Consider the following 15272-nt stretch of genomic DNA (forward strand, 5'->3'; position numbering starts at 1 on the left):
ACTATTCCTTTCGGTAACAACACCTACATCACCACTCCAATATACAGTCCTTTTTACACCATTAACCATTGAACTGGTTTTTGTTCCATTTTGTATAGTGTGCTCTACAATATTAGGAGAAATGTTACAACCAGCTCCAACTGTACCGGCAGGGAACCCTAACCATGATGGTTCCATCCTATCAACTGCATGTTGTGAATATAATCTGTTTCCAATCGACGCATATTGCTTACCGTCAATAGTCTTTTTGGGTAGTTTTGCTAAGAATTCCATTCCAGAGAATTACCATTCATTCCCTTTCCTGCTTTACCACCGGTCAGTTAGTCATCATTGATTTACAGCCGGGGCTGTTGATTATCAGGATTGAGAGACTGAGATAAGAGGTAAAACAAAATCCCCACGGGTAAGGTGGGGATTATTCATTAATAGATGGTTTCACACTGTATGCTAGACAGTTTTATATTTCTCAAAAAAGCACTCATTTTTTTTAGATACCAATTAAAATCTGGAATATCTTCCCCAGATAAATACTGACGATTTATTGACAGTGACATAGATAAATAGTTAGGGTAAATTAATAAATTACCCCCTGATTCATTATCATAAACCATCACTATACCAACTTTATCCATAATATTATGAGAGTTTATAAACTCGTCTAAATTGAACAGATTCATGTCTGTATTCAACCAGTCATAATCTTCGATATCATTTGACGATAGATAAGTAACCATATTTTGATAATAAATATTCCAGCCACTATTTATCAGGCACTTTAATATCTCTTTAGGAGAATATTCTTGTGCAAAATTTATATCTATGCTGACTTGCATTCCCATATTAATATTCCTTAAAAGGTATGTTCTTTGATGTTAACCAGTCTTTAACATGCTGAGGGATAGGTGTATTAGAATGCACTTCAAAAGACGCACCATTTTGCTTGGCAATACTCGCATGAGATCCCACATCAGATTTGAATTTTTCAAATCCTTTACTACCTGCCTGAGCATGATCTTGCCAATAACGCCCTGATTTAGCTTCATACCAGATTGAATTATTTGGGCCATAAGCGCCATCAAACTCTCGTCCCTGATTTTTAAAGCTACCTTTACCACCTAAAGTTTGATGCAAATAATTTTCAAAATCCTTACCGATAAATCCTTGTGCACTTGTCGTCCCCTTTCCAGTATTAGTGTTGCTCTACATCCATCGCCCGACTGTTTCAGTTTTTCCCTATATGTATCAGGTGGTTGCAACACCTTTCCCTTAGCTCACTATTCTATCGTATTTTTTTGCCCCGACATGCTTTTTTCGCCGTTTTGCAACTCGCTTTGAGGGACTTTTCGATAACGCGTCCGTGACTCGCAGCTTGTCTGTGAGTCACGGACGGGTTGACCGAGAGCGCGAACCGGGTCAAGGTTCGCAAGTGATGATTTAGCGGGGAGCCCCTTTTAAGGGGCGGATGAGCAGGCAGATAGCGAGCACGGTAAGGAGCAAGGAACAACGTGACTGCAACCCGCGCACAGCGTTGGATGACTGAGGGTTGGGCCGGGGTGTAAAGCTTTTTAGCGAAGGCCTGCGGCCAACCTGCCTTATTGGTGTTGACCTTGGAGCTGCAGGGATGCGGCGATGGCGGCGTTGATGTGGATGACTGCTGCCAACGGCAGAGCGAGCTTGCGAGCTGTGCGCCACTCCGCGCTAAGGTGCCGATTGTGGGGGCGCAAGACATAATGTGGATTATACGAACACGAGCAGCCCACTGAGCGGTTTTACACCGTAGGTTACACGCCTAACGGCGGGTTTCGCAATCCCAGACCCCAGCTCACCATTAAAGGTAGATGGCTGGAGCAGCTTGGCTTTACCACCGGTCAGCCAGTCATCATTAAAGTTGAGCAGAATAAGTTGATTATTGAACTTGCGATACAGATCTAAGATATTAAAAAAGCTCCCTGATTTATCAGGGAGCTTTTAAGTTATTACTACCCTAATTCAGTTATGCTTGCTGAGCCGATTTTTATTTCTTTTGGTAATGTATAAACTACTTCTTTATTTTGGGCTTGTTTGCGATATTTAATTTTCATTAATCCATACTTGTTCAACCCAATCTGAAAGATCTTCCCAAGTATCATTACTATAGCCATCTAACGTCCAATATCGTACTGTATCATTTGGTGTTAAACAATAATAACTTCCATTATCTTCACATATTGGTAACCAGTCTTCTGGTAGACCTTGCTCCCTAGCTTCATTAAGCACTGTCGATAATTCAGATGGATATTTTTTATCTCTTGTTACTAGTAATAATTCTATTGTACCGTAGAAAATATTGCCGGCTTCTTTGAGAAGCTTTCTATATTCAGTTGAAAAGCTGAAATTAATATTTTTTTCATAATCATCAAGCAAGTTATCATCAGGAAGAGGGACATTTATTACCTCTCCATTTGATAACTCTTTTAACTGATTAATAACTTTATCCAATTTATTCATTAGTATCCTCTCTTATTTGACGTATTAAGCAAGTAACGCAGCAGTAACAGGCGGCAACCTGCTACCACTGCTAACCAAAACTAACCTTACAGGAGTTAACTATGGCTAAGGCACTGCAACCCACCGAACGATTTTACATCATTGGTTAACACCCCAAGCCATAGGACCCAACCCCAGACCGCAACTACCTATTAAAGGCTGCTGGCTAGAAGCCTTTGGCTTTACCACTGGTCAGTCATTCATCATCGATGCGCAACATGGGCTGTTTATTATCAGGATTGAGGGGCTGAGCTAAAAGGTAAAATAATATCCTCGCGAGTTAAGGCGGGGATTGCTATACAACAGGCTAGGATCTTATATTTAACTGTGATTGATATATATAGCAACAGGTTTTGCCGGCACGGTAATTTCCCACCCCATGATGAGTAATATTGCCATAGCCATTTCTCTCATATTCTGCCACTCAGCACATTGACAAAGCGCATCGTTGTTCCAGTATTGGATGTTAGGTGCTCCACTTATAGATAACATATAATCATCTAACTGTTTAATTGCCAATTTTTGCTCAGACGTGAAAGAAGATGCGACCAAAGGATTGTTTAATTCATCTAAAGCCATTTCCCACTCAACAGCCAGCTCGTCTGCAACATTCACAAAATCAGGAAATAAACTTATCTGTACTTCACAAGGCTGCGCTATCGCCTGAGTTATCCATTTAATCTTATTCATTTTCTATTCCTTTGGTTTATTAATAATTGTCGCTTTCTCTCCTGCACTTAGCTTGTATGTATTTGAATCGACAACCTTTACCGTATCTTGTGTTTTATTCTGTCATATACAAATTCAATATGATTTTATTTACTTCATCAGAGGTCTTTAAATATTTTTTTCAACCTGAATCCTGAACTGATCTGTTTTACATACATCATATTTTCTTTGATAATCATCCGCACTTTGTACACTTGTTTTTTAGTTTTCATTTAATATTTTTTCCTGAGTGTTAAATTTACTTTCCCCCATGCTGTTACGAAGCGCATTATTTCTTCCTGCTGCCCTACTACATGCGCTACCAGATGCGCTGTTCTGCCTTCAGCATCTTTTTCTTTAAAGTACTGCCTATCTGATATGAAACTATCGGGCTGGTTGTGACTGCCATTATCCCTCCTATGCTGTTGGTCGGGGCAGACCGACCTGCTCCTATCGCAGTTAACAGTAATCCGCCTGCATTCCACTGCGACAGTTCTTATTCATATTTTTCACGTTCTTCCGGATTTAATGCTTCATTTTTCAGTTTTTCTTTGGAGGGCATCTTTTTTACTGTTTATCATAGCAGAGGTTGTCTGCATGTTATTGCTGAGACCCTGACTGATTTCACGCTGTAAGTCGAGTTCTTTCTGTACTTTGTCTTTATCAAAGTTGTTATTTAGGTAGCCGGCTTTATCGGCATAGTCGTCACTGGTGATACCGGTATGGATAGCTGCAATTGTTTGGGCAGCCGTTTTACCGGTTTTTTGCTGCTGCGCTGTTTCATCAGTGATGATGATATTTCCGGTATTAATACCGCTATGGGTAGTACTGGCTGGTATAGTCACAATCGTGACCAAAACCTATTAATTGTTTACGCCAACACTACCCTGATAAAATTGCCACTATTGGAATCAACGCATTTACTAATTTAATTTCGGTTTCTGTCCTACTTATATTTAAATTATTACTCTTATGATAATAAGCTAAATTAAAATAATTTGAACCAATTACCCTATCGATATATGATAAATATATTATTTAGTATTACCGAGTTTTTACATTTATCCATTTCTATATATCTTTATTTATCAAAACAATCAACTTTATAGATTAATCTATCATTATCAGGCTCAGGAGCTTTTTTAGTCAATAAAATACATTTTTCCGGGTAGCTGATATGTTCAGGATGATAGGAATAAAACCATCCATCTTTTCGAAAATTACTCCATGTTAATTCCAAAAATATGTAATCCGTTTCTGTATCTTGCTCCGTTAAAAATTTTCCTTTCTCAGATTTCACATCAGCTTCCTCAGGCTTTACATTGATTTTGTGTTGTATATGTGTACATCCATTAAATAAAATACATAAAATAATAATTAAAAAATTTTTGTTCATAGAATTTCTCAAGGATATCCAAAATAATCATTAGAGTTTTGTATATCATATATTATAAACTTTCCATTCACTTTATTTGGTTTTATTATCTGCAGTTAAATCTTTTGATTCCTTCCCATGCAGCCATTTCGATACTACCGGTGCAAGAGCTTATATTCCTGCTATTCCTCCTATGCTGTTAGTTCAGGAGGACTGATATGCTCCTATTAAATTTAATAGTTTTAATAAATGATTAAATTTAACCATTATTAATATATGACAATACAATTTGAATTGCCTAGTTGACAAAATAAATTTTTAGATAATTCTTTATTATATCCTAAGCAAGACCATATAAACTGATAATGAATAATACATGTTAAAAGATCTGCATCCTCCGGCAACGGTAACGATAAGTATTTATTAAACATTTTAGCACCACATTCATCAGATTCTTTTTCTGTGAATATACTTTTCGGAGATTGATGGCTTATTCCTGTTTTATGTTTAAACCATGTCAGCCAATTATACTTTCCTTTCATATAAATATTTGAAATATCAAAAAGATAAGCACTATCGTACTCAAGTATATTTCTTTTTAATCCAGATTCACTTATTTTCTTTTCTTTTCTATAAATCTTAGGAATTAGATTATATATATATCAACAACTTGATCATAACTATAATCAGTTACTTTATCAAAATAATCAGTATAGTTTTTATACTCATCAGACGTGCACTTTCCTGTATAAAAACACTGGTCATATTTCTCCAATTGACAAAAAAATTTCTTTTGTTCTCTTATATCAAAATCTTCGGCCTGTACTGGCCTTTCCGCTATAAAAACCAGTACAAATATCAAAAATATACTTTTAAAATAATTAAACATTAGATTCTTTTGTTTTATTTCACAGGTTGTCCATTTATCATTCTGAAATGTGCTTTATACGTTATAGGATTTCCCTGAGGATCAAAACTATTAACCCAGATATCATAATAACCATTAGCATCAGGTTTTAATGTTGTCTCTTGAGGAATACACCGATTAAAATACGTCTATTCTATGACATTCCACTACTTAATTATCTGTATTGAGTGTATTTTTATCAAAACTGTTTGTAAATTATACAGTTTTAGCAAAAAAATTTTATGACAGAAAACAGTACAGCTTCGCTATGGCTTATGATGAATATCATTTCCTATTATTACCATTTAATCTCACATTCTTTTCCTGATTGACAGAACAAATTTTTCATTAAGATTTTGTCATCTGGTTGGCACCATGGGTCATTAATTCGATAATTAAAAAAGCAGGTTTCTACATCAGCATCTTCTGGCAACGGTAAAGATAAATATTTTCCAAACATTTTTACTCCGCAAGCACCCTTATTCTTTAAAAATATATCTTTAGGTTTTTTATAACTTATTCCAGTATTATTTTTATACCATGATAACCATTTATATTTTAAATCAATATATGCGTAGGCTAAACTACTTACAAAAGTACCATCATAAATTATGTAGTGTGGAAAGTTTTCACTCAGTTCATCATTACCTGCCCATTCATATATTTTAGGAAGTTTATCATATAAAGATTTAGCATTTTGATTGATATCACCGGTAATTTTTATAAAATAATCCGTATAATTTACATAGTCTTTATAATCACACTTTCCTGTATAAAAGCATTGATCATACTGCTCAAGTTTACAAAAAAATTCCTGTTGTTCTTTTATACTAATTTGTTTTGCAAATATTGACCTGTTAAAAACCATTAACAATATAATTAAAAACAATTTTTTTGACTGTATTAACATTATTTTTACTTTTTAAGGTAATATTTTTCCATTTTTCAATCTGAATCGCATTGGACCAGTCTGATCTTTAATAGTAGCCTTTATATCATAATAACCATTAGCATCAGGTAACATTATTGTCTCTCCTGAAATATACTGATTTCCTTTTTTTCTTCAACAACACCAACAACTTGATTATTTGTTTTTCTATATAGCGTATCAAAATGCTTTCTTGAATTTTTGTCGTAAATACAGCCTTGTAATTAATCTTTTAATGCTAATATTATAAAATTAAATACAGGGCTGATATATCAGGCTAGCAACACTTACATGACTCTTTTACCTTTTGCTCTTCGTTCTTCATCATGTTTTTTTTTCTGCATTGAGGCATAAGATTCATATGTGGGTGTGCCACGATCTTCCATACACCTAATAAACATAGCTTGATTGACAACACCATTTGGATAACCGTCCCTTGCAACCCGGTTTTCTGGCTTAGATGCTAAATCTGAACAATATTTGTCATTATGCTTTCTCAGCTCTTGCATTTGCGGCGATTCAGAATTGTAATATTGCTCTCTATCTTTTTGTGCTTCTTTATTCGCATATCTTTCAACATAATAGCCATTATACCAGTCGGATATACTGCAGCCGCTCAGGAATATGCCAATACCGGTCAGAATGAGTAAACGGATTTTAGCAGTTCGGATCTGCATAATATTTCTTTCCTTCAAATTCAAAATAGCATTTGCCATGGATTTCATGAATCGGTATCTGGGTGGTGCCAATGACTTTATGCAGTAAGCTATTTTCTTGTATTTTTGAGTACAATAAAAACTCTTATATATTATTTTATTTCAGTTGCACCTGTATGCGAAAGACATCTTACAGATATCAATACAGCCCTGTGTTCAATTTTCTAATAGTACTATTATCAAATTAAACACAGGGCTGATATATCAGACTAGTAACACTTACATGACTCTTTTACCTTTCGCTCTTAGCTCTTCATCATGTTTTTTTTTCTGCATTGACGCCCAGGCTCCATATGTTGGTGTTCCTCGATTCTTCATACAAATTTCAAACATACCTTGATTCCATACTCCATTTGGATAACCGGCTCTTGCAACCCGGTTTTCTGGCTTATTTGCTAAATCTGAACAATATGTTTGATTCTGCTTTCTCAACTCTTGCATTTGTGGCGATTCTGAATTGTAATAATTATTTTCATCCCTTTGTGACCGAGAAATTGCTGATCTTTCAGCATAATAACCATTGTACCAGTCGGATATACTGCAGCCACTCAGGAATATGCCGATACCTGTCAGGATGAGTAAACGGATTTTAGCGGTTCGGATCTGCATAATATTTCTTTCCTTCAAATTCAAAATAGCGTTTGCCATGGATTTCATGAATCGGTATCTGTGTGGTGCCGATGACTTTTTGCAGTAGACTATTTTCTTGTATTTTTCAGTACAACGAAAACACTTACCTATTTATTTGAATTGCACCAATATGCGAAAGGCATCTTTCAGATATCAATACAGCCCTGTGTTCAATTTTCTAATATTACTATTATCAAATTAAACACAGGGCTAATATATCAGGCTAGCAACACTTACATGACTCTTTTACCCTTCGCTCTTAGCTCTTCATCATGTTTTTTTTTCTGCATTCCAGCCCAGGTTCCATACGTTGGTGTTCCTCTGTCTTCCATACAATTTACATACATACCTTGATTCCATACTCCATTTGGATAACCATCTCTTGCAACCCGGTTTTCCGGCTTTTCTGACAAGTCTCCACAATATTTATCATTTTGTTTTCTCAGCTCTTGCATTTCTGGCGATTCTGAATTGTAATATTGCTCTCTATCTTTTTGTGCTTCTTTATTCGCATATCTTTCAACATAATAGCCATTATACCAGTCGGATATACTGCAGCCGCTCAGGAATATGCCGATACCGGTCAGAATGAGTAAACGGATTTTAACGATTTGGTTCTGCATAATATTTCTTTCCTTCAAATTCAAAATAGCGTTTGCCATGGATTTCATGAATCGGTACCTGTGTGGTGCTGATTACTTTATGCGGTAAGGCTATTTACTTGTATTTTTGAGTACAATAAAAACTCTTATACATTATTTTATTTCAGTTGCACTAGTATGCAAAAATCATATTTAAAATATCAATACAGCCCTGTGTTCAATTTTCTAATATTACTATTATCAAATTAAATACAGGGCTGATATATCAGGCTAACAACACTTACATGACTCTTTTACCTTTTGCTCTTCGCTCTTCATCATGTTTTTTTTTGCTGCATTCCCGCCCAGGTTTCATATGTTGGTGTCCCTCTGTCTTCCATACAATTTTCAAACATACCTTGATTCCATACTCCATTTGGATAGCCGGCTCTTACAACCCGGTTTTCCGGCTTTTTTGCTAAATCTAAACAATATGTTTGATTTTGCTTTCTCAGCTCTTGCATTTCTGGCGATTCAGAATTGTAGTAATTATCTCTTTTTTTCTGTCCTTTTTTAATCGCGGATCTTTCAACATAATAGCCATTGTACCAGTCGGATATGCTGCAGCCAGTCAGGAATATGCCGATACCGGTCAGAATAAGTAAGCGGATTTTAGCGGTTCGGATCTGCATAATATTTCTTTCCTTCAAATTCAAAATAGCGTTTGCCATGGATTTCATGAATCGGTATCTGTGTGGTGCTGATTACTTTATGAGGTAAGGCTATTTTCTTGTATTTTTGAGTACAATAAAAACTCTTATATATTATTTTATTTCAGTTTTACTAGTATGCGAAAGACATCTTACCGATATCAATACAGCCCTGTGTTCAATTTTCTAATATATTACTATTATCAAATTAAATACAGGGCTGATATATCAGGCAACTAACACTTACATGACTCTTTTACCTTTTGCTCTTAGCTCTTCATCACGTTTTTTTTTTCTGCATTCCCGCCCAGGTTTCATATGTTGGTGTTCCTCTGTCTTCCATACAATTTTCAAACATACCTTGATTCCATACTCCATTTGGATAACCGGCTCTTGCAACCCGGTTTTCTGGCTTATGTGCTAAATCTAAACAATATGTTTGATTCTGCTTTCTCAACTTTTGCATTTCTGGCGATTCTGAATTGTAATAATTATTTTCATCCCTTTGTGATTGGGAAATTGCTGATCTTTCAGCATAATAGCCATTGTACCAGTCGGATATGCTGCAGCCATTCAGAAATATTCCGATACTTGTCAGAATAAGTAAACGGATTTTAACGATTCGGTTCTGCATAATATTTCTTTCCTTCAAATTCAAAATAGCGTTTGCCATGGATTTCATGAATCGGTATCTGTGTGGTGCTGATTACTTTATGCGGTAAGGCTATTTTCTTGTATTTTTGAGTACAATAAAAACTCTTATATATTATTTTATTTCAGTTTTACTAGTATGCGAAAGACATCTTAACGATATCAATACAGCCCTGTGTTCAATTTTCTAATATTACTATTATCAAATTAAACACAGGGCTAATATATCAGGCTAGCAACACTTACATGACTCTTTTACCTTTTGCTCTTAGCTCTTCATCATGTTTTTTTTTCTGCATTGACGCCCAGGCTCCATATGTTGGTGTCCCTCGATTCTTCATACAAATTTCAAACATAGGTTGATTCCATACTCGATTTGGATAACCGGCTCTTGCAACCCGGTTTTCCGGCTTATGTGCTAAATCAGAACAATATTTGTCATTTTGTTTTCTCAGCTCTTGCTTTTCCGGCGATTCAGAATTGTAGTAATTATCTCTATCTTTCTGTGCTCCTTTAACCGCTGATCTTTCAACATAGTAGCCATTGTACCAGTCTGATATACTACAGCCAGTCAGGAATATACCGATACCGGTCAGAATAAGTAAGCGGATTTTAGCGGTTCGGATCTGCATAATATTTCTTTCCTACCAATTTATACTAATATTTATCATGATAATATCAAATGAAATAGTTATTGGTTTTATCAATTATATCAATGCATTCATTACCTTATTTTATATAGATTTCAAACAAGTACCCGCCACTCTCACTTTTACTTCTTTCCCAAAGTTTATTTCTATTATGAAATAAACCAATAATGATAATGTCATTGTTATAATTAATGCTTATCCAAATTTATTATTTCTTAAAACGTTTTATATAATCTCTGTAATAGGGATTTTCTACGGGATGATCAGTATAATTTCCATTCGCATCAATATAGCGTCCACGTTCATCTACCAAATATTGTGCAGGTGGCTCAGCATACCAGCCAGAAGGATATACTACTACCCGACTACCCTCATATCCGTTTAATGCTAGCAGTTTCTCAAATCGTGAAGCATCTGTACTACATCCACATAATATACACAATATAATAAATCCAACTAAGCTAAATTTCTTAATATTACTTGCCACTTTATACTCCATTTTTGTCTATTTAAAAATTGTCTGAGACTAATAAACTTTCTTCTCATACATGCTATTGAGGCAGGTGTATAAACGTTAATCAACCTCTCATTTTCAGCTTAATCATTGCTGCTAATGTCCAGCTTGACGCGTTTTAGAAACTTATAGCTGAGTCCATTCAATTATCCAAGCACAAATTCATATTTATCAGGAATATAAATCTAATATGGCACTCAACAATTTTTAAAAACCTTTTCTCTTCATACATTCTGTTGTTGCAGGTATATAAACGTTAGTCATCCATTCCTCCCATACTTCAGAATGTACAGGAGCATTTGATTTAGGCACAGTTAATTGAAGCTCATCAAAACATTCGTTCATAGCTTTGTTTTCTGCTGGTGATGTCCAGCCCGGACCATTCCAGAATCTTATAGCTGCCTCCATGCAACCCTCCAAGCACAAACATATACTTAACAGGAATATAATTTTAATGTGGTGTCTCATGATAATGCACTCCTTCCTGAGGTTTAGTTGACCTTACCAGAATAGGCTAGTTTCTTTTATTTCAGTTGCACTAGTATGCAAAAATCATCTTTTAGATATCGATACAGCCCTGAATTCACTCTTTTAATATTACTATTATAAAATTCAGCTCAAGGCTAATTTATCAGATTACAAAATCATAAGCTGTTAATGTCCAGCTTGAACCATTTATAGAAACATTTTTTAAAAACCTTTTCTCTTCATACATTCTATTCTTGCAGGTCCATAAACGTTAGCCATCCATTCATTCCTTGCTTCAGAACCTTGAGGGTCATTTGGGTCAGGCAAAGTTAATTCAAGCTCTTCGAAACATTCATGATCAGCTTTATTTCTTGCTGGTGATGACCAGCCCGGACCATTCCAGAATCTTATAGCTGCTTCCATACAACCCTCCAAGCACAAACACATACTTAACAGGAATATAATTTTAATGTGGTGTCTCATGATAATGCACTCCTTCCTGAGGTTTAGTTGGTCTTACCAGAATAGGCTAGTTTCTTTTATTTCAGTTGCACTAGTATGCAAAAATCATCTTTTAGATATCAATACAGCCCTGTGTTCAATTTTCTAATATATTACTATTATCAAATTAAATACAGGGCTGATATATCAGGCAACTAATACTTACATGACTCTTTTACCTTTTGCTCTTTGCTCTTCATCATGTTTTCTTTGTAGTACTCCACCATAGGATTCATAAGTTGGTGTACCTCTTTCTATCATACATCTACTAAACATAGCTTGATTCCATACTCCATTTGGATAACCGGCTCTTGCAACCCGGTTTTCCGGCTTATTTGCTAAATCTAAACAATATGTTTGATTTTGCTTTCTTCGCTCTTGCATTTCTGGTGATTCAGAATTGTAATATTTTTCTCTATCTTTTTGTGCTTCTTTAATCGCATATCTTTCAACATAGTAGCCATTGTACCAGTCGGAGATACTGCAGCCACTCAGGAATATGCCGATACCTGTCAGGATGAGTAAACGGATTTTAGCGGTTCGGATCTGCATAATATTTCTTTCCTTCAAATTCAAAATAACGTCTGCCATTGATTTCATGAATCGGTATTTGTGTGGTGCCGATGACTTTTTGCGTTCTCCGATTGATTGTTGTCATGTTTCCCTGCCGGTCTACCAGACGGATATTTCCATCTTCGCCGATTACATATGCCTGAGCAAGGGTCGGATTAGGGTATAGACCATTTTCATCTTGATTAGGTTTGACTACAGTTTTTTCAATTTTATCAAATTCGGGATTTAGAATAGGTTTATTAGTGTTTTTATCAATATAATCTCGACCAAAAGGGTCTGTCAAATAGGGTTCAAGATAATAAGCACCGTTATAACTGCTGTGACTGTAGCATGCGCCCAGGGGATTGCCCTTACACTCTCCTGCTGTAGCAGGATTGAGACCTACCAGCCTGCCGACAAAGTCGGTATTGTGATTAGCCATGAAAAAGCTACTACTGATACCATACTCATCCACATAGCCGTTTTTGCTCAGCATTTTGAAATAACCCGGCGCATGTGCTGCCGGCCCGAGAAATTTGGTTTTTTCTATAGGAATACCGGTTATGCCTAATACATTCTGCAGATAAGCCAGGCTGACTTTTTCGGTCATTGAGCCTCGGCTATGATCATTGGTATCAATCAATGTATTGGTTTTTTTGGCCAGCATTTTTAATTCAGCATTGGTTTTTTCTGCATTGGTTAAGGGCAGCCGGCCTCCCAGCCTCTCGTTAAGTTTATCGTAAAAAGTATAACCACCTACCTCACCCAGCCCGGGGATAACCTCTACAACAGGATTATTGACTACAACATACAATTTACCATTAGCCGCTGCTTCCGGATTTTGTTTTACTGCATTTCTAAAGGCGGCTTCTTCGTTGTTGTAAATTCCCGGATTTGAGATTTTTACTATTGTGCCATCCATGATTTCGTTGTAATCAAAGATCTGGATCGCTTTTCCGTCAAACGGAGCGCCTTTATTTTTTTCATTACTTAATTTACTTTCTTGAAGATCTGCAATTGCATCATTAACGTTATTTATGTCTTTACACTGATACTTTGCAGCCTGATCCGAACAGGTAACTTTGTAAACTTGTCCGGCGGGTTATGTGCCTTGCGGCATTCTTGGCATAGTCAGCATGCAGGCCTACGGTTTCCAGGACAGCTGTACCTATATCGCCGGCCCATAATATACCCAGTGCAGTATCAAGATAGGCTATATTCTGCTCCATCCTGCGAGCTTCTTCTTCTAATTGTATGCTTTTTTCGGTTCTGTAGCCGCCATGTTTAAAGCGTTCTATTTGAGCTTCTTCATATTTTTTGCGCGCTTTTTCAAGCAGTTCTTTTTTCAGTTCCTGCCGGCTCTGATCAAATTCCTGACTAACCTCGCGTTGCAGATCCAGTTTTTTCTATACCATGTCTTTATCAAAGTTATTATGCAGATATCCGGCCTAGCATAATCTTCGCTGCTGATATCAGTATGGATGGCTGCTAGGTTTTAAAATCCCATACTTTAATCAATACGATTAATTACATTATTCAATAAATAATTATTTTTATTGAGTATTACTGATGCTTTTGATTTTAATAAATACATGCATAACTAGGATACTGCCATATAACAGCATATCTTTGAAGCGGTATTTCAGTTACTGTTGGATCTCTTTCATAATCATCCAAATTAGAAGTAATAATCATCTCTTCTCCGCGACAGTTATGTTCAAAACCTAGTTTTGTACTATTTTTATCAATAGTAGTAGCAACTTTTCCTATAATCGAATAATTTTATACCATTTGTTATATATATCTAGTCTGGTCAGACCTAGCCCTCCAATTCAACGACCATGAATGGTCGTTAAATTGGAGGATCTCAGATTTTTTGCTGGTATGCTCATAACCATAACAATAGAGTAAGGTAAATTATTTATTCAACTTGCTATATAAGTCTGAAAGATAATAATTAGAATCTCTAATAGTTAGGTAGGAATTATTCTTATTATGATATTTTAGTCATTATATTTTTGATAATAGGTTCAACAGATTGTTCTAACTTTTCACTATCTATCGTATAACGATTTAATTCAATTTGATTTTCTGCATCAAATAGCAATTCTCTTAACCATTTTTCTTCTAATGCCAGTATCTGATGCTCAGCTTCATAAATACTAGATTGTATTTCATCCAAACTAATTTTTTTATTTAAATAAGAATTACATTTTTTTAAGATTATTAATAACATCTGGATATATCCAATTCATCAATTTTCACTCCTTCTGAGAATGGTCACTACAATTTTACTATTCCTTTCGGTAACAACACCTACATCACCACTCCAATATACAGTCCTTTTTACACCATTAACCATTGAACTGGTTTTTGTTTCATTTTGTATAGTGTGCTCTACAATATTAGGAGAAATGTTACGACCAGCTCCAACTTTACCCGCAGGGAACCCTAACTCTGGTAGTTGCTTCCTACCAACTGCATGTTGTGAATATAATCTGTTTCCAATCGACGCATATTGCTTACCGTCAATAGTCTTTTGGGGTAGTTTTACCAAGAATTCCATTCCAGAGCATTACCATTCATTCTCTTTCCAGCTTTACCACCGGTTAACCAGTCACCATCAATGCGCAACAGGGATTGTTGATTATCGGGATTGAGGAGCCTATCTAAAATAAAGTAATATAGATCTGTCCTTGATAATATCAACCCTAAGATTAAATCAAAGACAGAATAGTTAATTATCTTATTAATGTTGAAAATTTTGTAAAAACAAAAGGTTGCAATCTTATTTCAACCTTTGTTCTTGTATCCTCTAATACAACTTCGGTCGTTAGGTATTCACCATCAACATC

General features: G+C 35.7%; 23 protein-coding genes and 1 pseudogene. 2 read left to right on the forward strand and 22 right to left on the reverse strand.

Annotation, left to right across the window (positions count from 1 at the left end; genetic code table 11):
• From H3V00_RS11490 to H3V00_RS10065, 3 genes are all read right to left on the reverse strand, one after another.
• The coding region (locus tag H3V00_RS11490) for a hypothetical protein (protein ID WP_232335990.1) at positions 1–273 on the reverse strand (273 nt) is incomplete at its 3' end.
• Between the two features lie 149 nt (positions 274–422).
• Positions 423–839: a hypothetical protein gene (locus H3V00_RS10060; RefSeq protein WP_096765612.1), complete on the reverse strand. Its 417-nt coding sequence runs from the start codon at positions 837–839 to the stop codon at positions 423–425.
• Position 840: 1 nt separating this feature from the next.
• Complete coding sequence (locus tag H3V00_RS10065; protein ID WP_198207983.1) at positions 841–1131, reverse strand: hypothetical protein; 291 nt, start codon at positions 1129–1131, stop codon at positions 841–843.
• 642 nt (positions 1132–1773) lie between these two features.
• Here H3V00_RS10065 and H3V00_RS11700 point away from each other — a divergent pair.
• Positions 1774–1932: pseudogene (locus H3V00_RS11700) on the forward strand (SymE family type I addiction module toxin); the annotation flags it as partial.
• A gap of 138 nt (positions 1933–2070) precedes the next feature.
• Here the strand turns inward: H3V00_RS11700 and H3V00_RS10075 are convergent.
• The gene (locus tag H3V00_RS10075) at positions 2071–2487 is read right to left on the reverse strand and encodes an SMI1/KNR4 family protein (protein WP_084586089.1); all 417 of its coding nucleotides are present in this window, start codon (positions 2485–2487) and stop codon (positions 2071–2073) included.
• 160 nt (positions 2488–2647) lie between these two features.
• Here H3V00_RS10075 and H3V00_RS11705 point away from each other — a divergent pair, with 160 nt between their 5' ends.
• On the forward strand, positions 2648–2782 hold the full coding sequence (locus tag H3V00_RS11705) for a SymE family type I addiction module toxin (RefSeq protein ID WP_370520385.1): 135 nt from the start codon (positions 2648–2650) through the stop codon (positions 2780–2782).
• Between the two features lie 65 nt (positions 2783–2847).
• On the opposite strand, the gene H3V00_RS10085 is transcribed toward H3V00_RS11705, so the two are convergent.
• The 18 genes from H3V00_RS10085 to H3V00_RS10170 form a co-directional block, all read right to left on the reverse strand.
• Entirely contained in the window at positions 2848–3216 is a 369-nt protein-coding gene (locus H3V00_RS10085; protein ID WP_198207981.1) for a hypothetical protein, read from the reverse strand.
• 551 nt (positions 3217–3767) lie between these two features.
• Complete coding sequence (locus H3V00_RS10090) at positions 3768–4079, reverse strand: hypothetical protein (protein ID WP_198207979.1); 312 nt, start codon at positions 4077–4079, stop codon at positions 3768–3770.
• Positions 4080–4315: 236 nt separating this feature from the next.
• Positions 4316–4630 carry a hypothetical protein gene (locus tag H3V00_RS10095; protein WP_084547121.1) on the reverse strand — a complete coding sequence of 105 codons (315 nt, stop codon included), beginning with the start codon at positions 4628–4630 and terminating at the stop codon, positions 4316–4318.
• Between the two features lie 1184 nt (positions 4631–5814).
• Positions 5815–6426, reverse strand: coding sequence for a hypothetical protein (locus tag H3V00_RS10100; protein ID WP_198207977.1), 612 nt, complete (start codon positions 6424–6426; stop codon positions 5815–5817).
• A 305-nt stretch (positions 6427–6731) separates the two neighbouring features.
• Entirely contained in the window at positions 6732–7160 is a 429-nt protein-coding gene (locus H3V00_RS10105) for a hypothetical protein (RefSeq protein WP_198207975.1), read from the reverse strand.
• A gap of 219 nt (positions 7161–7379) precedes the next feature.
• Positions 7380–7808 carry a hypothetical protein gene (locus H3V00_RS10110; RefSeq protein ID WP_198207972.1) on the reverse strand — a complete coding sequence of 143 codons (429 nt, stop codon included), beginning with the start codon at positions 7806–7808 and terminating at the stop codon, positions 7380–7382.
• Positions 7809–8023: 215 nt separating this feature from the next.
• Positions 8024–8461 (reverse strand): hypothetical protein, encoded by a 438-nt coding sequence (locus H3V00_RS10115; protein WP_143555247.1) that lies wholly within the window; start codon positions 8459–8461, stop codon positions 8024–8026.
• 248 nt (positions 8462–8709) lie between these two features.
• A complete protein-coding gene (locus tag H3V00_RS10120) occupies positions 8710–9102 on the reverse strand; it encodes a hypothetical protein (protein ID WP_198207970.1) in 393 nt (130 codons plus the stop codon).
• A gap of 259 nt (positions 9103–9361) precedes the next feature.
• Positions 9362–9754, reverse strand: a complete 393-nt coding sequence (locus tag H3V00_RS10125; protein WP_198207968.1) for a hypothetical protein — start codon at positions 9752–9754, stop codon at positions 9362–9364.
• A 220-nt stretch (positions 9755–9974) separates the two neighbouring features.
• The gene (locus tag H3V00_RS10130; protein WP_198207966.1) at positions 9975–10364 is read right to left on the reverse strand and encodes a hypothetical protein; all 390 of its coding nucleotides are present in this window, start codon (positions 10362–10364) and stop codon (positions 9975–9977) included.
• Positions 10365–10590: 226 nt separating this feature from the next.
• A complete protein-coding gene (locus H3V00_RS10135; protein ID WP_143555317.1) occupies positions 10591–10869 on the reverse strand; it encodes a hypothetical protein in 279 nt (92 codons plus the stop codon).
• A 234-nt stretch (positions 10870–11103) separates the two neighbouring features.
• Positions 11104–11304 (reverse strand): hypothetical protein, encoded by a 201-nt coding sequence (locus H3V00_RS10140; RefSeq protein ID WP_144354471.1) that lies wholly within the window; start codon positions 11302–11304, stop codon positions 11104–11106.
• 282 nt (positions 11305–11586) lie between these two features.
• On the reverse strand, positions 11587–11787 hold the full coding sequence (locus H3V00_RS10145; RefSeq protein WP_037472651.1) for a hypothetical protein: 201 nt from the start codon (positions 11785–11787) through the stop codon (positions 11587–11589).
• 240 nt (positions 11788–12027) lie between these two features.
• Complete coding sequence (locus H3V00_RS10150; protein ID WP_198207964.1) at positions 12028–12417, reverse strand: hypothetical protein; 390 nt, start codon at positions 12415–12417, stop codon at positions 12028–12030.
• Positions 12398–13339 carry a hypothetical protein gene (locus H3V00_RS10155; RefSeq protein ID WP_198207962.1) on the reverse strand — a complete coding sequence of 314 codons (942 nt, stop codon included), beginning with the start codon at positions 13337–13339 and terminating at the stop codon, positions 12398–12400. Before H3V00_RS10155 ends, H3V00_RS10150 begins: the two co-directional genes overlap by 20 nt.
• 121 nt (positions 13340–13460) lie before the next feature.
• On the reverse strand, positions 13461–13646 hold the full coding sequence (locus H3V00_RS10160; RefSeq protein ID WP_198207960.1) for a hypothetical protein: 186 nt from the start codon (positions 13644–13646) through the stop codon (positions 13461–13463).
• A gap of 764 nt (positions 13647–14410) precedes the next feature.
• On the reverse strand, positions 14411–14653 hold the full coding sequence (locus H3V00_RS10165; protein WP_198207958.1) for a hypothetical protein: 243 nt from the start codon (positions 14651–14653) through the stop codon (positions 14411–14413).
• A gap of 18 nt (positions 14654–14671) precedes the next feature.
• Entirely contained in the window at positions 14672–14983 is a 312-nt protein-coding gene (locus tag H3V00_RS10170; protein WP_198207956.1) for a hypothetical protein, read from the reverse strand.
• Positions 14984–15272 lie beyond the last annotated feature (289 nt).

It is taken from the genome of Snodgrassella sp. W6238H11, from assembly GCF_016100525.1.
Lineage (GTDB): Bacteria > Pseudomonadota > Gammaproteobacteria > Burkholderiales > Neisseriaceae > Snodgrassella > Snodgrassella alvi.

Excerpts from the sequence above, each read along its gene's own strand:
- H3V00_RS10150 (WP_198207964.1), bottom strand. The coding sequence starts at position 12,417 with ATGCAGATCCGAACCGCTAAAATCCGTTTACTCATCCTGACAGGTATC.
- H3V00_RS10085 (WP_198207981.1), bottom strand. The coding sequence starts at position 3,216 with ATGAATAAGATTAAATGGATAACTCAGGCGATAGCGCAGCCTTGTGAA.
- H3V00_RS10170 (WP_198207956.1), bottom strand. The coding sequence starts at position 14,983 with ATGGAATTCTTGGTAAAACTACCCCAAAAGACTATTGACGGTAAGCAA.
- H3V00_RS10100 (WP_198207977.1), bottom strand. The coding sequence starts at position 6,426 with ATGTTAATACAGTCAAAAAAATTGTTTTTAATTATATTGTTAATGGTT.
- H3V00_RS10120 (WP_198207970.1), bottom strand. The coding sequence starts at position 9,102 with ATGGCAAACGCTATTTTGAATTTGAAGGAAAGAAATATTATGCAGATC.
- H3V00_RS10095 (WP_084547121.1), bottom strand. The coding sequence starts at position 4,630 with ATGAACAAAAATTTTTTAATTATTATTTTATGTATTTTATTTAATGGA.
- H3V00_RS10165 (WP_198207958.1), bottom strand. The coding sequence starts at position 14,653 with ATGTTATTAATAATCTTAAAAAAATGTAATTCTTATTTAAATAAAAAA.
- H3V00_RS10140 (WP_144354471.1), bottom strand. The coding sequence starts at position 11,304 with ATGGAGGCAGCTATAAGATTCTGGAATGGTCCGGGCTGGACATCACCA.
- H3V00_RS10075 (WP_084586089.1), bottom strand. The coding sequence starts at position 2,487 with ATGAATAAATTGGATAAAGTTATTAATCAGTTAAAAGAGTTATCAAAT.
- H3V00_RS10130 (WP_198207966.1), bottom strand. The coding sequence starts at position 10,364 with ATGCAGATCCGAACCGCTAAAATCCGCTTACTTATTCTGACCGGTATC.
- H3V00_RS10145 (WP_037472651.1), bottom strand. The coding sequence starts at position 11,787 with ATGGAAGCAGCTATAAGATTCTGGAATGGTCCGGGCTGGTCATCACCA.
- H3V00_RS10105 (WP_198207975.1), bottom strand. The coding sequence starts at position 7,160 with ATGGCAAATGCTATTTTGAATTTGAAGGAAAGAAATATTATGCAGATC.
- H3V00_RS10110 (WP_198207972.1), bottom strand. The coding sequence starts at position 7,808 with ATGGCAAACGCTATTTTGAATTTGAAGGAAAGAAATATTATGCAGATC.
- H3V00_RS10125 (WP_198207968.1), bottom strand. The coding sequence starts at position 9,754 with ATGGCAAACGCTATTTTGAATTTGAAGGAAAGAAATATTATGCAGAAC.
- H3V00_RS10115 (WP_143555247.1), bottom strand. The coding sequence starts at position 8,461 with ATGAAATCCATGGCAAACGCTATTTTGAATTTGAAGGAAAGAAATATT.
- H3V00_RS10160 (WP_198207960.1), bottom strand. The coding sequence starts at position 13,646 with ATGGAGCAGAATATAGCCTATCTTGATACTGCACTGGGTATATTATGG.
- H3V00_RS10060 (WP_096765612.1), bottom strand. The coding sequence starts at position 839 with ATGGGAATGCAAGTCAGCATAGATATAAATTTTGCACAAGAATATTCT.
- H3V00_RS10155 (WP_198207962.1), bottom strand. The coding sequence starts at position 13,339 with ATGGATGGCACAATAGTAAAAATCTCAAATCCGGGAATTTACAACAAC.